Annotated in this window: 16 protein-coding genes; all 16 read right to left on the bottom strand. The window is 35.4% G+C overall.

Annotated elements, in window-relative coordinates; translation table 11 throughout:
* Nucleotides 1-11 precede the first annotated feature (11 nt).
* The gene (locus tag WMO42_RS05830; protein WP_055306211.1) at nucleotides 12-995 is read right to left on the bottom strand and encodes an iron chelate uptake ABC transporter family permease subunit; all 984 of its coding nucleotides are present in this window, start codon (nucleotides 993-995) and stop codon (nucleotides 12-14) included.
* Nucleotides 976-2,010 (bottom strand): iron chelate uptake ABC transporter family permease subunit, encoded by a 1,035-nt coding sequence (locus WMO42_RS05825; RefSeq protein WP_082437070.1) that lies wholly within the window; start codon nucleotides 2,008-2,010, stop codon nucleotides 976-978. The genes WMO42_RS05830 and WMO42_RS05825 overlap by 20 nt, the downstream gene beginning before the upstream one ends.
* 113 nt (nucleotides 2,011-2,123) lie before the next feature.
* A complete protein-coding gene (locus tag WMO42_RS05820) occupies nucleotides 2,124-2,495 on the bottom strand; it encodes a helix-turn-helix domain-containing protein (RefSeq protein ID WP_022501930.1) in 372 nt (123 codons plus the stop codon).
* 403 nt (nucleotides 2,496-2,898) lie between these two features.
* Nucleotides 2,899-3,744, bottom strand: coding sequence for a metal ABC transporter permease (locus WMO42_RS05815; RefSeq protein WP_055174013.1), 846 nt, complete (start codon nucleotides 3,742-3,744; stop codon nucleotides 2,899-2,901).
* A complete protein-coding gene (locus tag WMO42_RS05810; RefSeq protein ID WP_055306212.1) occupies nucleotides 3,744-4,451 on the bottom strand; it encodes a metal ABC transporter ATP-binding protein in 708 nt (235 codons plus the stop codon). Before WMO42_RS05810 ends, WMO42_RS05815 begins: the two co-directional genes overlap by 1 nt.
* Nucleotides 4,452-4,554: 103 nt before the next feature.
* The gene (locus WMO42_RS05805; RefSeq protein WP_055306213.1) at nucleotides 4,555-5,739 is read right to left on the bottom strand and encodes a metal ABC transporter substrate-binding protein; all 1,185 of its coding nucleotides are present in this window, start codon (nucleotides 5,737-5,739) and stop codon (nucleotides 4,555-4,557) included.
* Between the two features lie 17 nt (nucleotides 5,740-5,756).
* On the bottom strand, nucleotides 5,757-6,170 hold the full coding sequence (locus WMO42_RS05800; RefSeq protein WP_022501934.1) for a transcriptional repressor: 414 nt from the start codon (nucleotides 6,168-6,170) through the stop codon (nucleotides 5,757-5,759).
* Nucleotides 6,171-6,579: 409 nt separating this feature from the next.
* Nucleotides 6,580-8,616, bottom strand: a complete 2,037-nt coding sequence (locus WMO42_RS05795; protein ID WP_055306214.1) for an ABC transporter permease — start codon at nucleotides 8,614-8,616, stop codon at nucleotides 6,580-6,582.
* Nucleotides 8,606-9,376, bottom strand: a complete 771-nt coding sequence (locus WMO42_RS05790) for an ABC transporter ATP-binding protein (RefSeq protein WP_055306215.1) — start codon at nucleotides 9,374-9,376, stop codon at nucleotides 8,606-8,608. Before WMO42_RS05790 ends, WMO42_RS05795 begins: the two co-directional genes overlap by 11 nt.
* 181 nt (nucleotides 9,377-9,557) lie before the next feature.
* Entirely contained in the window at nucleotides 9,558-10,625 is a 1,068-nt protein-coding gene (locus WMO42_RS05785; RefSeq protein WP_349191783.1) for a sensor histidine kinase, read from the bottom strand.
* The gene (locus WMO42_RS05780) at nucleotides 10,622-11,311 is read right to left on the bottom strand and encodes a response regulator transcription factor (protein WP_349191782.1); all 690 of its coding nucleotides are present in this window, start codon (nucleotides 11,309-11,311) and stop codon (nucleotides 10,622-10,624) included. Before WMO42_RS05780 ends, WMO42_RS05785 begins: the two co-directional genes overlap by 4 nt.
* A 47-nt stretch (nucleotides 11,312-11,358) precedes the next feature.
* The gene (locus WMO42_RS05775) at nucleotides 11,359-12,699 is read right to left on the bottom strand and encodes an MATE family efflux transporter (RefSeq protein WP_055306218.1); all 1,341 of its coding nucleotides are present in this window, start codon (nucleotides 12,697-12,699) and stop codon (nucleotides 11,359-11,361) included.
* 53 nt (nucleotides 12,700-12,752) lie between these two features.
* On the bottom strand, nucleotides 12,753-13,583 hold the full coding sequence (locus tag WMO42_RS05770; protein ID WP_055306219.1) for a hypothetical protein: 831 nt from the start codon (nucleotides 13,581-13,583) through the stop codon (nucleotides 12,753-12,755).
* Nucleotides 13,574-14,275 (bottom strand): ABC transporter ATP-binding protein, encoded by a 702-nt coding sequence (locus WMO42_RS05765; protein WP_055306220.1) that lies wholly within the window; start codon nucleotides 14,273-14,275, stop codon nucleotides 13,574-13,576. Before WMO42_RS05765 ends, WMO42_RS05770 begins: the two co-directional genes overlap by 10 nt.
* Before the next feature lie 56 nt (nucleotides 14,276-14,331).
* On the bottom strand, nucleotides 14,332-14,703 hold the full coding sequence (locus WMO42_RS05760; protein ID WP_055174003.1) for a GntR family transcriptional regulator: 372 nt from the start codon (nucleotides 14,701-14,703) through the stop codon (nucleotides 14,332-14,334).
* Between the two features lie 138 nt (nucleotides 14,704-14,841).
* Nucleotides 14,842-15,195, bottom strand: coding sequence for a helix-turn-helix domain-containing protein (locus WMO42_RS05755; RefSeq protein ID WP_242854082.1), 354 nt, complete (start codon nucleotides 15,193-15,195; stop codon nucleotides 14,842-14,844).
* Nucleotides 15,196-15,226 lie beyond the last annotated feature (31 nt).

Here is a 15,226-nt window from a genome sequence, read left to right as displayed (position 1 = left end):
TTCAAATTATTTTATGAATTATGCCTGCTTCCCTTTAATATTAAATATAGAAAATATATACCACCTGCAACTGTTATAAATACACTTATTGGAATAGAATACACAAACACTCTTTCAACTATAAACTGTCCTCCAATAAGTGCTATTACACCCATCAACGCCGCACCAGCTATAAGCTGTGTATGCCTGTATGTTTTTAACAGTTGTCTTGAAATATTAGCAATAATCAGCCCCAGAAATGATATCGGGCCAACCATAGCTGTTGCAACTGCTATACACAAAGTTACAGCCAGTAACAATCTTCTTATACATCTGTCATAATCAACACCCAGGTTAATTGCCTGTTCTTTTCCAAGAGTTATTACATCAAGCAGTGCAAGTTCTTTTCTAAAAATCACACCTATAAGTGCAAGTATAATCACCGAAAATATAATTATCTCTGAATTAATATTACTAAAGCTTGCTACAAGTGAAGTCAGAAGCGTGTCATATTCATTAGGGTCCATAACCCTTGTCAATGTACTCTGGATACTTGAGAAAAATGAAGTCAATACTGTTCCAACAAGCAATACATACAGCACATTATGTCCTGTCATCTTAAAAAGCCAGCTATATACAACAGTCGCTATAATTCCCATAAGTACAAGGTCTACAAGAAAACTAAGATTATCATTGGTAAATAATATACTTCCTGAACCTAACACAAAGACAACTGATGTATGTATAAGTGTGTATAAGGCATTCATTCCCAATAGACACGGTGTAACAATTGTATTATTAATAACAGACTGAAATATTATCGTTGCCGCTCCTATTGCAAATGCTGTTATTATCATCGCAATCACTTTAGGTATTCTTAATTTCATTGCATATCTTAGAAGTTTATGATTATGAAACTTAATACCTATAAAAAGAAATGCCGCAACAATAATAATGGCTATTAATGCAATAACAATAAGCTTTATAATATTTTTTCTATAAGCTCTTTTGTTCATAACCTGCTCCATTCGTATCTTTAAATAAAATTTTCTTTATATCAATTGCTTTTCTTCCATATCTTAATCTGTATAAAAGCATTCCTATAAATATAATGCTTCCTAATATTCCAACAATCAGCTCAATTGGTAATTCATATGGTTTAATCACAATTCTGCCAATCATATCGCAGACCAGAACAAATATTGCACCAAATAAAGCGGTATCAATAAGCGTTCCTCTTATTTTGTCACCCTTAAACATTGCCACTATATTAGGAACAATTAAGCCTATGTAAGAAATTGAACCAACGACAACAACAACAGAAGCCGTTATCATTGCGGCAATTGTAAGTCCTCCAAACAACACAATATCATATGGAACACCAAGATTTTTAGAAAAATCTCTTCCCATACCAACTATATTAAAATGATTAGCAAATACAAATGCTAATATAATAAGAGGCACAACCATATAGACTATTTCATATCTTCCTTTAAGTACTAATGAAAAATGTCCAACAAGCCAGGTGGATAACGCCTGTGTCATTTCATACTTATATGCAAGGAAATTAGTTATACCGCCTATAACGTTACCAAACATAATTCCAACGAGAGGAACCATTACCACATCTTTATATTGAACTTTCTGAATAAACCAGACAAATACCCAGGTACCCAGAATAGCCGTTACAAAAGCAAAACCCGCTCTCTGCCATAATGTTGAATTAGGAATAAATAATAATGCCAGAAGAATTCCAAGCTGGGCTGATGAAATTGTTGCCCCTGTTGTTGGTGATACAAACTTGTTCATACAGAGTTGCTGCATTATAAGTCCTGCAACACTCATTCCCATACCTGTACATATAATTGCTAACAATCTAGGTAATCTTGAAACAACAAATATCATCAATGCATTATTATCATTTGTTAATAAATCTTTGATATCTATATCAATAACACCAACAAATATAGATATTAATGATAATGCAAGCAGAATTATTGCAAGAATAATTTCTGTACAGTACTTTTTCAACCCATAGTTCCTCCTTTCCTTACTTTTGTTAGTTATTGCTAACTTGCGACCAGCAAATTATATTACATACTAATTTAGTATGTCTATAACTTACTTTTTTGTAACTTTGAGCTCTATTTTTCATACCTTATATTCTCAGTTGCTATATCATTTCTATTACTATAACCTTTAGCAAATTGTTCTAAATTATCAACTATATCAACAATATCGCTATATTCCTTATTGATTTCATATACTACTATCTTTGGCGGCATTTCCTTTATTACATTTCTGTTAATAAGTCCGCTTGCCTCTAACTCCTTTAACTGTGACATCAATACCTTTGGTGTTATATCATCAATTTTTTTCTGTAATATAGAAAATCTGTTGTCACCGTTTATTATGTGTGCAACTATCCTAAGCTTCCACTTTCCACCTATCAGGTCATCTATAAGATTAAATGGGCAATTATAATTATCTTTTATTTTGGAATAAGTATCTTTCATAAACACCTCCTGAATTAATTCCAATAAAAATATTCTAATAAAAACAAAAAAGCAGTGAGATAGCCAATCTGACATCAGTCGGATTTATGCAAAATGCTACTCACTGTTTAATATCTGTATTATATTTAATTGTATGCTGATTTTTTTCTTTTGTGCTCATTATATCATAATTTTTGTGCAGCTTTTCAGCACATATAAAGTTCTGTAAGGAACTTTTAAGATGAGCACTTTTGTGCTCATTATATCATATGCCCTGCGTTGCTTTTCCACGCATCCGAAGTTTCGAAGAAACTTCTAAGTGACTACGAAGCAGTCATATTATATCATAATTTTTGTGCAGCTTTTCAGCACATATAAAGTTCCGTAAGGAACTTTTAAGATGAGCACTTTTGTGCTCATTATATCATATTCTCAGAATTCTTCCAATTATGCAGTTAATTATGAAAATGAGAATATATATCGTTACGATTGTCGAACCTACTGGAGTTGAGGTAAATATTGATATTATTATTCCAAATACTGCCCCAAATACTGAAAGGATTGCTGAGTATATTATAACTGATTTGAAGCTTGTCATTACTCTCATCGCTGACAAGGCCGGAAATACTAAGAGGGCTGTTATAAGCAGTGAGCCTACGAGGTTCATTGCAAGCACGATTATTACTGCTGTTATAACTGCTATCATAAGATTGTATACATTAGTATTTTTGCCCATTGAGCGTGTAAAATTCTCATCAAATGTCACTGAGAATATTCTGTTATAAAATATTATAAAAAATGCAACGACTACAAGTGAGGCTATTACACACATAATAACTTCTGAGCCTGTAAGTGTAAGGATTGATGTCGAACCAAAAAGTGTGGAACACACATCTCCTGATACATTTGAGGATACTGAGAACACATTTAATATAAGGTAACCAACTGCCATTGAGCCTACTGAAAGCATAGCTATTGCTGCATCACCCTTTAATTTCGTGTTAGTTCCTGTTCTAAGAAGCAATATCGCACACACTATTGTTACAGGCATAATGAATATATTTACATTAGCAATCTTTAACACTGTAGCTATTGCAAGTGCACCAAATGCAACGTGTGACAAGCCATCTCCTATGAAGGAAAATCTCTTTAACACAAGTGTCACGCCAAGAAGTGATGAGCATAAAGAGATAAGCACGCCTACGATAAGCGCATATCTTACAAATGGATATGACATATAAAACTGAAATTCCTGTATAAAGCCACTCATTACTCCTCATCTCCTTCCATCTGTCCAAATACATTGGCTTTGTCGCTTTGCATAAATTCTTTCTTAGTACCATAAAAGCTGTCTTTACTGTCAAGATAAAGAATATGTGTCGCATATGATACCGACTGAAGGTCGTGGGACACCATAATTACTGTTATTCCTTTATCGTTAAGCTCCTTTAATAGCTCGTAAAATTCTGCTGTCACCTTAGGGTCCAAACCTGTAACAGGCTCATCTAAAAGTATTACCTTGGAAGTTGCACAGAGTGCTCTTGCAAGTAAGACCCTCTGCTGTTGTCCGCCTGAAAGATTGCGGTAACATTTTTTCTTAAGTTCTGTAATATCAAGCTCTCTCATCTTCTCAATTGCAAGACTTTTCTCTTTCTTTCCGTAAAATGGCTTAAATCCGCTTCCTGCAAGTGTTCCTGACAGAACAACTTCCCATACAGTAGCTGGAAAATCCTTCTGTACAACTGTCTGCTGTGGAAGATAACCTATCTCATAATCCTTAAGGCCATCACCATATTCTATCCTTCCTGATACTTTATCTATAAGGTTAAGCAGTGTCTTTATAAGTGTACTTTTTCCAGCTCCATTTTCACCAAGCACACATAAATAATCGCCTTTATTGACCTTGAAATTAAGACCTGATACAACTGCCTTGCCCTCATATCCCAAAGCCAAATTCTCACATTCTATATATGACATTTTCTTTTCCTTTCTCAATTCCTATTTATCAATTGTTATTGATAAACATTCTCTTATAAGCATAATAAACACAAAAATTATCGTTCACGTCTGACATTAAAATCTATTGTAAAGCCTGTTTTAATACGACAAGGTTATTACTCATAACATTCAGATATGTATAATCTGCATCATCTATCCCTGCCGACTGCATTGAATCCATAGTAAGTATCTGCTGATTCTTCTGGCTTGTATTGCCCTTAATAGTGTTAGCTATTCTTTTATCGGAACCATCAATTACAAGTATGCTTCCTGTTCCTATCTCGTCTATCTTGCCAGAAAGGAATGTAACTGTCTTAAAACTTGCCTCTGTTTCTGCTGAACAGCCTGCAAATGCGGCATAATAATCAATTCCGTAATCATCAACAAGATACCTGAATGGAAATCTGTCGCCAAATATAACTGTCTTAAGCCTTGAATTCTCACATACATTTTCATAATCACTGTCAAGTCCAGCAAGCTTATTTATATACGCATCAGCGTTATCCTGGTATAACTGCGAATTATCTTTATCCAAATCCTTGACTATATCCGCAAGATACTGTGTTAATACAGCCGCATTTTTTAATGAAAGCCATATATGCTCGTCATATTCAATATCCTCGTCTGTGTGACTGTGCCCTGCCTCCAAACTGTGGTCGTCTGCGTAATTATCTTCGCTATGGTCACCTGCCGTATATTCATCTGCGTGGTCATCTGCTGTATGGTCATCACTATGCTCATCTGCGTGGTCATCACTGTGATCGTCTGCACTATGGGAATGTGTGTGTGTATGCCTGAACTGGAAACGGCTCTCCTGCATACCTTCTATTACCTCTTCCTCTTTAGTCCTGTCGCTTATAAGCTCCATCATATTGACTTTTATCATATCATTATTCTTAGTTTCCCTTACCGCATCAAGAACCCACGCATCAGACTCGCCTCCGACATACACAAACACGTCTGCTGATGAAATCTTAGTCATATCCTTAGCTGAAGGCTGGTAACTGTGTAAATCCACTCCACCATTAATAAGAAGTGTCAGCCTGAATTTATCGGAATTATCACCTATTATCTGACTTAGCCAGTCGTACTGTGGGAATGTTGTACACACAATGCTTATCCTGTCATCATCATACCCTGTATCTGATGAACAGCCTGTTAATAACAGCATTGAAAATGTACCAATCAGAAGAACAGTACTCATAAATAATGCTTTTATTCTTTTTCCTGCCATTTTTATATCTATATTAAAATGCTTATTCTGCATATTATCTTTACTCCATTCTAACCCTGCTCATCTTTGCAATTCCTGCAAAGACCGCTTAAAGTTGAGCCATTACATTCAAGTGTAAATCCATATTGTTTCATAAGATTTTTTCTTATTTCGTCCATAAATGCACAGTCAAGGTGCATAACCTTTCCACACTTACGACACTGCATATGAAGATGTGCATCACAATTATTATGTTCATCTGATATTCTATAATAATAATTACCACTGCTTGCTGTCTTAAAACGCACAAGCACTCCATTATCTGTCATTCTGTCGAGCGTACGGTACACTGTTGACTGGTTTACATCTACATTGTTGCTTTCAAGGTAATGATATACGTCAGCCACGCAGAAGCTCTTGTCTTTCTGGAGTGAAAGATATTGTTCGATTTCCTGGGTAGCTTTGGTGTGGTATGTTTTAGGCATTGTGTACGGCTCCTTTCTTGTGAGGGAGGGCATTAATTGCTAATTTACTTTAATGACTTCCCTTTTTTATAAAAAATGCGAAATGCATTGTAATTTGCATTAAATTTGCAAATCATTTGCATTTCGCATATTATCATTTAACTATTGTTCTGTCAATATGTTTATATTTATTTAACAATATTTACTGGCAAAGAAGTAAACTCTCTCATTCCTGCCAATAAAGTAGATTGAGATTGGGGAGAGCTGGCACAGGCATAAGAAGACGATGGGGAGCCGCCGGCACTTAAGTGCTGTCCTTTAGCACTTTAGTACCGTTGCGAGCGACACTTAAGCGCAAGCGTGTCGCCGTTGCCTGTGCCAGCTCTCCCCAATCCCTCACAACCTACATTCCTCTCTCCCAATTGCCCAATCAAATATTCTTTATCATATTCTTACAACTATTATAAGTTATAACAAAATACCCTCCATATATCAAAAGTATAAACACTCCGGTCATTATTATTGACTGTACCATATATTCCGTACCAAGCAGTTCCATCACCATATAGCTTACCCTCATTCCGAATATTGAGTGTATTATTGCAAGAGACATTGGTATTCCAAAGAATATCGCTGTCTGCTTTAATACTGCGTGATTGATTTTGCTATTGTCTGTTCCAAGATTTTTAAGTATCTTATATCTGCCAAGATTGTCGGCACTTTCTGACAGTTCTTTTAATGCAAGTATTGCCGCTCCTGATATAAGGAATATAAGTCCAATGTACAATGCTATAAATGCTATCATAGCACCAAGTCCCATTGAATTCTCTTTTACTGAAATAAGCGTATTAATATCCATTATAATACCTTCTTTACCAGCACCATTCGCTATCTTTACAATCTTTTTATCAACTGCCTCACGTTCATCCCCCTCTGGTATATTATAATTACCAATATAATATTCACCTGTTGGAAGCATTGTTTCAAGTACTTCGTCTGGCACAACCACAATTCCTATATTTATATGGTTAGATGACATCTGGACAAAACCATCCGAACAACGATTATATTTTGGCTTTAACAATTCCCCATTTAAAGCAATCTTTACTCCCTTATCTAAGGCTTTGTTTCGCACTTCTGCCATCGACTTAAAGTCTGCAACAATTATATATTCATCAGAACTAAGACTGTATTGTTCATTACCATACAGAGCTGCCACCTTGTTATAATCACTAAGTTTCATAATATCTTCAGAATAATATGCATCAAAATATGATGAATCAATATTATCTGCGATATCCGGATTATTAGCCTTCGCTGCTTCTGTATTTCCTAAAGTATCATTAATTGTAAGTTCACTTGTATTGTATACATACACATCTACTATATCTTTAAGAATATCTTCAAGATCAATATCTTTTCTCTTATAATAATCTTTAATCAATTCTGCCTCATCATCTGAATAAAGTTCCTTCTCTATCTGCACATCTGCTGGTGATAGCATATCAATATTGTGTACAAGTGAATTACGCACTGTAAGTCCGCTTGATAATACGCATATTGTTATAAACATCATAAGGCATATAACTGTCATTGCGAACACGTTGCTGTTCATACGGCTGCTCATCTGACGGAACACAAAGCTGTTAAGCCCCTTATAGTACACCTTTTTCATAGAATGTACTGCTGAGAACATAATTCCTGATAATGACCAGAAGAATAAAAATGTGCCTGCACAGCCCATCACTATATATTTGGCAAGGTCAGTAACTAACTCAAGATTCCTGCTATCTGATACCTTATAGTAGGCAAATGCAAGCAGTACAACTGATATTATCCATACAACTGCACATATATATGGATTTTTGTTAGTTGCTTTTTCTGCCTTTCTGCTTCCTGTAAGAAGGTCTATAAGCTTATATTTGTTAATGCAGAACATATTAAAGAGTATTACGATAACATATATAATTGCAAAATATATCAATGTCTTTACAAATGCCTGCTGAGAAAATACAAATCTGTATTTCTCAATGTTAACCCCAAACATATTGGCAACAAATATACTTGTAACCTGTGAAAGTCCTATTCCTGCCACAAGTCCTATTCCTAACGATATAACACCTATAATCAGTGTTTCAAGAAACAGTATAAGTGATATTTTCCTTTTTCCCATTCCAAGAAGAATGTATAATGCAAATTCCTTTTTTCTCTTCTTCATAAGGAAATTACTTGCATATATAACAAGAAATCCAAGTATAAATGCAACAAATACACTTACTCCCGAAAGTGTTGTATTAATAAGCTTTACTATCTCTCTTGTGTCTTCTGATATTTTAAGCATAGTTGTCTGTGTTTCGATTGCATTAAAAAGATAAAATATCACAACACCGAGTATTAACGTGAAGAAATATACCGCATAATCCTTCAGGCTTTTTTTCATATTAGAAAATGATAGTTTAAAGAGCATCGCCCGCGTCACCTCCCAATAATGAAACAACATCTATTATCTTGTTAAATAAGGTCTTCCTGTCATCATCACCACGGTTAAGCTCGTGGAATATCTTACCGTCCTTGATAAATATAATTCTGCTTGCATAACTTGCAGTAAATGAGTCGTGTGTTACCATAAGTATTGTCGCCTGCAATTCCCTGTTAAGCATATTAAACCTTTCAAGAAGAAGCTTAGCAGCTCTTGAGTCAAGAGCTCCTGTCGGCTCATCGGCAAGCACCAGACTTGGACTTGTTATAATTGCCCTTGCAGAAGCAACTCTCTGTTTCTGTCCACCTGACATCTGGTAGGGATATTTATTTAATATCTCTGTTATATCAAGCTGTTCTGCTACATTTTTTACTGCCCTGTCAATTATCTCAGGAGAATCATTTCTGATTGACAATGCAAGTGCAATATTCTCATATGCTGTAAGTGTGTCCAGAAGATTAAAATCCTGAAATATAAATCCCAGCTTATCTCTTCTGAATCTGTTAAGAGCACTTCCTTTAAGCTGTGTGATATTATTGCCGTCTACATATATATTGCCACTTGTAACCTTATCAATTGTAGATATGCAGTTAAGAAGTGTTGTCTTACCGCTTCCCGAAGCACCCATAATAGCAACGAATTCACCCTTATTTACATCAAACGATATGTCATCTATCGCTTTAGTCAGGTTATTCCTGCTGCCATAGTATTTCTCTACATTTTGAATTCTCAAAATATTCTCACTCATATAAAATCCTCCATTTCTGTATACGAAACCTCTAAGGCTCATATCTGCCAATCACTTGACTTCCTCTACATTGTAATAAGGATTTTGTTATCTGTCGTAATTCTAATATTACGCAATGTTACATTTTTGTAATATTAGCTTTCTATAATATTAACTTTTTAAATATCAGTTTTCTATAATATCAACTTTGTGTAATATCAGTCTTTTCAATATTAACCGGGTTGTAATAGCTGTCCCCGTAAAATATTATTTCAACCTCTGTATATTCTCCCTCAATTGACTTTATCTCTATATTATGTCCAAGCTTGCCACACATATTTTTAGCAATATACAAGCCCATTCCTGTTGATTTGGCGTTATTTCTTCCGTTAGAACCTGTATAAGATTTAATGAATACTTTATCTATATCTTTAGCTGGTATTCCAATTCCGTTATCCTTTATATGAAGCACAGCCTGCCCCACTTTGTCTGTGCCACTGTCCTGTCTTTGCTCTGAATATACTTCGATATAAGCCTCTCCTGATGTCTTTTTGTATTTAATACTGTTGCTTATAATCTGGTTGACTATGAATTCAAGCCATTTGGCATCAGTATTAACATAAGTATCTATGTCGTGGACATTAAGACTTATGTTGTTGCTTAATATTATGTCTTTATTCTTAACTGCTGTCTTGTTAATAATTGTTTTGAGATTAACTTTTCCAAATGAGTAGTCTTTCTCTGCATTTTCTGACCTCACATAATAAAGTACATTGTCTGCATAATCATCAAGCCTGTTAAGCTGTGTAATAAATTTCTTATCTATATGCTCTTTGTCATTGTGGCACATAAGCGTAAGGCTTGCTATTGGAAGCTTTATCTCGTGAACCCACATTTCTATGAAATCTTTAAAATCCTGCTGTCCCCTCTCGTACTGGTTAATATGCTCAATCATAGATTTATTAATGTCATACATCGCTGTATACACAAGGTTTCCCTCATAGAATTCCGGCTCATCCAGTGTTTCAATAACAAGATATTTCTTATCAATCCTCTGTGTATTATCAATAAGACTGTTATAGAAATTCCGTTTTCTGCAAAAATCCCATATGAACATTATAATAAAAAATATGGCTGCAAGTACAGCCATAAGTGCCGCCATCTGTACTCCGAAGTTAAATGCACACAGAAGCCCACATATAAGTATTATATATACAATAATAAGTATAATTTTAAACAACTCATCTTTTATATATTCTTTTAATTTCATACAAAACAATACCCCTGTTTCTTTCTTGTTTCTATCGCATCTTCGTATCCGAAATCCGAAAGCTTCGCTCTTAACCTGCTTATATTAACAGTGAGTGCATTATCATTAATATATTCCTCGTTATCCCACAGTGCCGTCATAAGTTCATCTCTTGATACAATCTTTCCTATATTGTTAAGCAGACTTAAGAATATTATCATCTCATTCTTGGTAAGCACGAGCTCTTTCTCCCCACGGCTTAATGTTCCTTTCGCAGTATTAACAGCTGCTTGCCTATACTGGTATATTCCCTTCTCACCTGTATCTGCCTCACTGCTGTCCTGCTTTCTTGTCCTCTTTATTACAGCAGATATTCTAAGCATAAGTATTGTCGGGTTATATGGCTTGGTTATATAATCATCTGCCCCATAACTCATTGACAGCACCTCATCACTCTCTGATGTTCTGCTCGTCACCATAATTACCGGTATATCCGTCTCTTTTCTTAACTTTCTTAATACAAGCTCTCCGTTAAGCTCTGGAATGTTAATATCCAGAAGCACAAGATCTGGCTTTGATTTTATAATCTGTCCTGCCGTATCTGAAAATGTACTTATATATTCTGCCTCATATCCTTCATTACGCAAAAGTTCAATAAGCTCATTTCGTAATACCTCATCATCCTCAACAACTAATATCCTGCTCATTATTCTTCTCCATTTCCGCTCACATTTCTGCCACGCTTATGTCACACTTATATGTGGCTTTTCCCTGCTTTAAAAATGTAATAAATAATCCCTGCCGCATCTGCTAAGAACCAGCCGATAGGAATAGCCACCCAAATTCCAATAACCCCGATTGCTGATATTCCAGATAAAGTGTATGCAAGCACAACTCTTGTTCCAAGTGATATCACTGTAAGCACAACTGACATCATCGGCTTATTGATTGCCCTGTAATAGCCATACAGCATAAATAATATTCCAATTCCTATATAAAATGTTCCCTCTATTCTAAGATACACAGCTCCCGCATTAATTACGTCCACGCTGGAATTATCAACAAATATGCCCATAAATGTGCCTGCAAATCCACATACAACCGCACTTATGCACACGCAGAATATAATAACGCTTACTACTGACTGCTTTATCCCTTTCTTAATACGCTGTCTCTGCCCTGCCCCGTAATTCTGTGCAACAAATACTGAAAACGCATTTCCAAAATCCTGTACCGGCATATATGCTATGGTATCTATCTTTACAGCCACTGCAAATGCTGCCATAATCACTGTACCAAAACTGTTTACTATTCCCTGTACGCATAATATTCCAAAATTCATAACTGACTGCTGAAGACAGGTAAAGCCTGATAAAGAAAATATATTCGTTATATTCTCTTTATTAAACTGCATATCATCTTTATGTATCCTGTATTCAGGATAAGCCGCAATCATATATATAAATATTCCTATTCCAGATATATACTGTGCTATCACTGTTGCTGCTGCCGCACCCTTAATTCCCATATTAAAACCTGCCACAAACAATATATCTAAAAATATATTAAGCACAACAGACACTGATAGAAATACAAGGGGAACTACCGAATTGCCAATTCCCCTTAATATATTAGACACATAATTATATATGTATATTGCAATAAAACCTATAAACACATATATAAGATATTCTTTCATATCTCCGGCAATTTCATACGGAACCTGCAAAAGTAATATAATCTTATCAACTAATATATAGAACAATGCCATAATCACAACAGCAATTGCACCTATCATAGATGATGATAAGAATATTCCATTACGGATAGCCTTAACATCTTTTCTGCCATATGCCATAGACACAAATGAACTGCTGCCAAGACACAAGCCTATAATTACTGATGTAAGAAATGTCATAAGCGTATATGACGAACCTACTGCCGCCAGTGCATTATCACCTACATATCGTCCAACAACCCACGTATCTACAAGATTGTAAAGCTGCTGTAATACATTTCCTAACATAAGAGGAAGTGCAAATCCCCATAAGCCTCTCGTTATATTTCCTTTTGTCAAATCCGTACTTCTTGCCATAATACTGCTCCCTAAGCAATTAATAGTTACCCGAAATCCAAGCCCTTAAATCACTATTCTAAATTTAATTTCTTATCAAGTATATATATTGAGGCAACCACAAACGCAATAAACATAACTACTGACACCACAACCGAACCTGTCATAATATGTCCGAATTCTTCAAACGTAAATGCCACATCACTTCCCGTTACAGATTCCTTAATCATCTCTTCAAACATATTACCATTCCCCTTTATTGGCGTAAGTAAAAGCACAATAACATTCAATATCTGTCCAACAATATACACTGCAATATATGTTACAAATGAGAATGCATCCCTGTTGCCATTGGCTGTATATCCCATACACATACAGAAAAAGAACATTGCATACATATATATCCCTGACAATATAATCAATATAATTATTAATGTGCAGAAACTGCCTTTATATCCTAACACATTTAACTGCTCATTAATACTCTCTGGCACTCTCCATATCCAGTCCACCCTTGCAATTGATATACATACAGAAACAATAATCACTACAAAATTAACAAGATATATAATATATCCTGATATAAGCTTGCATACATATATAAGCCATACAGGAACTGGAAGTGTGTGGGTAAGATAGCCCTCATCTTTTAACGTGCTTCTTCTAAAATATAATATCACAAATACTATGCTTACAATAAATAAAACTACGCATACAATTACATAAACTGCTATCATAACCGGATATGCCACTGGTGTAATGCCATTATCCGGAACATATTCTGACAACATATGTAATGCCCAGCACCCAAATGCTGCAAGTAATGTAACTATATATAATGCAATGTGCTTTTTAAATAATTCTTTCAAATCATATTTTATTAATCTGCCTGCTGTTAATAACATACGAACACCTCCCTGAATAATGCGTCAACACTCTTATTGTATTTGGTTCTTATATCATCAACTGACTCCTTAAGATATACCTCGCCCTGTTTTATAAATACAACCTCGTCAAGAACATTTTCTATATCACTGATAAGATGTGTTGTTATAACAACTGTCGCATCTTCATTATAATTGCTTATTATTGTCCGTAAAATGTAGTCTCTTGCCGCAGGGTCAACACCTCCCATAGGCTCATCTAAAAGATACAGCTTTGCTTCCCTGCTCATAACAAGAACTATCTGCACCTTCTCCCTTGTTCCCTTAGAAAGTGACTTTATCTTATCCTGCTCATTAATTCCGAACTTCTCAAGCATATCAAGTGCTTTCTGCTTGGAAAAGTCCTCATAGAAATCCGCAAAATAATCAACTGCTTCCTTTACCTTCATAGATGGATTAAGGTATGTTCTTTCTGGAAGATATGACACTATCTTCTTAGTATTAACACCAACCGGATACCCATTAATTATAATCTGTCCTGAAGTTGGCTTAAGCACGCCTGCCATCATCTTAATAAGTGTACTCTTGCCACTTCCGTTAGGACCTAATATTCCTACAATCCTGCCACTTTCCAGGGAAAGTGACAGATTATTCATAACCTTTTTCTTGCCATAGCATTTGCCTAATTCTTTAATCTCCACCAAATTGCTCATATATCCTCCATTCCAAGATAAATTAAAGCACTGTTATAATTTCCCTGTTATAACTTTTATTCCTCTATACGGCTGATATATTCCTTATACTCTGCAATTGCTTCTTCTGGAGTAAAACCTATCTTTTTCATTCCATTATGAAAGCTCTCACAAAGCTCCAGAGCCATATCCTGCTTTAACCTGTCTATCTGTTTACCTCTGTCTGCAACGAATCTTCCAGATGTTCTCTGTGATTCAAGATAACCTTCTCTTTCAAGCTCTGATAAAGCCTTCTGCATTGTGTTAGGATTAACTCCTGCCTCCAATGCCAGCTCCCTCACCGGCGGAATCTTATCGCCGACCTCAAGCTTTCCGCTGGCTATCTGAACTTTAAAATGCTCCATTATTTGCAGATATATAGGGACATCGTTACTAAAGTTCCAACTCATAACTTATTCCTCCTGCTTATAATCAATATTGATAATTCCCATATGGTAGTAATGCATAAACAATATATGTGCCTTACATTGTATTATTGTATTACTCTATTAGTACAATAATACACAGTTAATAAAATGTCAATATATTTATTTATCATCTCTGTGCTCTCCGCCCCACTTGCACATTGCAACAAGAACCGGTACTAAAGACTTTCCTCTTTCTGACAGGCTGTACTCTACTTTTGGTGGAATTTGAGGATACTCTTTTCTTACAATAAGCCTGTCCGCCTCCATCTCCTTTAATGTGGCACTAAGTGTCTTATGTGATATATTTCCCATACATCTTTTAATCTCACTATACCTCATAACCTCCTTATGATTAGCCAGCCAGTACATAATCACAAGCTTATACTTCCCACTTATAAGCGACAAAGTATACCCAAAATCCGTATCACCAATCCCCTCCCCCGTCTGACAACACAAACTACACATCTCTTTCATAAATCCAACTCCTTCCTAAGTTATCAAAAAA

The organism is Lachnospira sp. CLA-JM-H23 (genome assembly GCF_040096425.1).
In the GTDB taxonomy this organism is placed as follows: domain Bacteria; phylum Bacillota; class Clostridia; order Lachnospirales; family Lachnospiraceae; genus Lachnospira; species Lachnospira rogosae.
Note: the sequence above shows the minus strand (reverse complement) of the source record. Positions and strands in the feature narration are given on the sequence as shown.

Coding starts and splice junctions, on each gene's coding strand:
- WMO42_RS05830 (WP_055306211.1), bottom strand. CDS start 995: ATGAACAAAAGAGCTTATAGAAAAAATATTATAAAGCTTATTGTTATT.
- WMO42_RS05820 (WP_022501930.1), bottom strand. CDS start 2,495: ATGAAAGATACTTATTCCAAAATAAAAGATAATTATAATTGCCCATTT.
- WMO42_RS05815 (WP_055174013.1), bottom strand. CDS start 3,744: ATGAGTGGCTTTATACAGGAATTTCAGTTTTATATGTCATATCCATTT.
- WMO42_RS05810 (WP_055306212.1), bottom strand. CDS start 4,451: ATGTCATATATAGAATGTGAGAATTTGGCTTTGGGATATGAGGGCAAG.
- WMO42_RS05805 (WP_055306213.1), bottom strand. CDS start 5,739: ATGCAGAATAAGCATTTTAATATAGATATAAAAATGGCAGGAAAAAGA.
- WMO42_RS05800 (WP_022501934.1), bottom strand. CDS start 6,170: ATGCCTAAAACATACCACACCAAAGCTACCCAGGAAATCGAACAATAT.
- WMO42_RS05795 (WP_055306214.1), bottom strand. CDS start 8,616: ATGCTCTTTAAACTATCATTTTCTAATATGAAAAAAAGCCTGAAGGAT.
- WMO42_RS05790 (WP_055306215.1), bottom strand. CDS start 9,376: ATGAGTGAGAATATTTTGAGAATTCAAAATGTAGAGAAATACTATGGC.
- WMO42_RS05785 (WP_349191783.1), bottom strand. CDS start 10,625: ATGAAATTAAAAGAATATATAAAAGATGAGTTGTTTAAAATTATACTT.
- WMO42_RS05780 (WP_349191782.1), bottom strand. CDS start 11,311: ATGAGCAGGATATTAGTTGTTGAGGATGATGAGGTATTACGAAATGAG.
- WMO42_RS05775 (WP_055306218.1), bottom strand. CDS start 12,699: ATGGCAAGAAGTACGGATTTGACAAAAGGAAATATAACGAGAGGCTTA.
- WMO42_RS05770 (WP_055306219.1), bottom strand. CDS start 13,583: ATGTTATTAACAGCAGGCAGATTAATAAAATATGATTTGAAAGAATTA.
- WMO42_RS05765 (WP_055306220.1), bottom strand. CDS start 14,275: ATGAGCAATTTGGTGGAGATTAAAGAATTAGGCAAATGCTATGGCAAG.
- WMO42_RS05760 (WP_055174003.1), bottom strand. CDS start 14,703: ATGAGTTGGAACTTTAGTAACGATGTCCCTATATATCTGCAAATAATG.
- WMO42_RS05755 (WP_242854082.1), bottom strand. CDS start 15,195: ATGAAAGAGATGTGTAGTTTGTGTTGTCAGACGGGGGAGGGGATTGGT.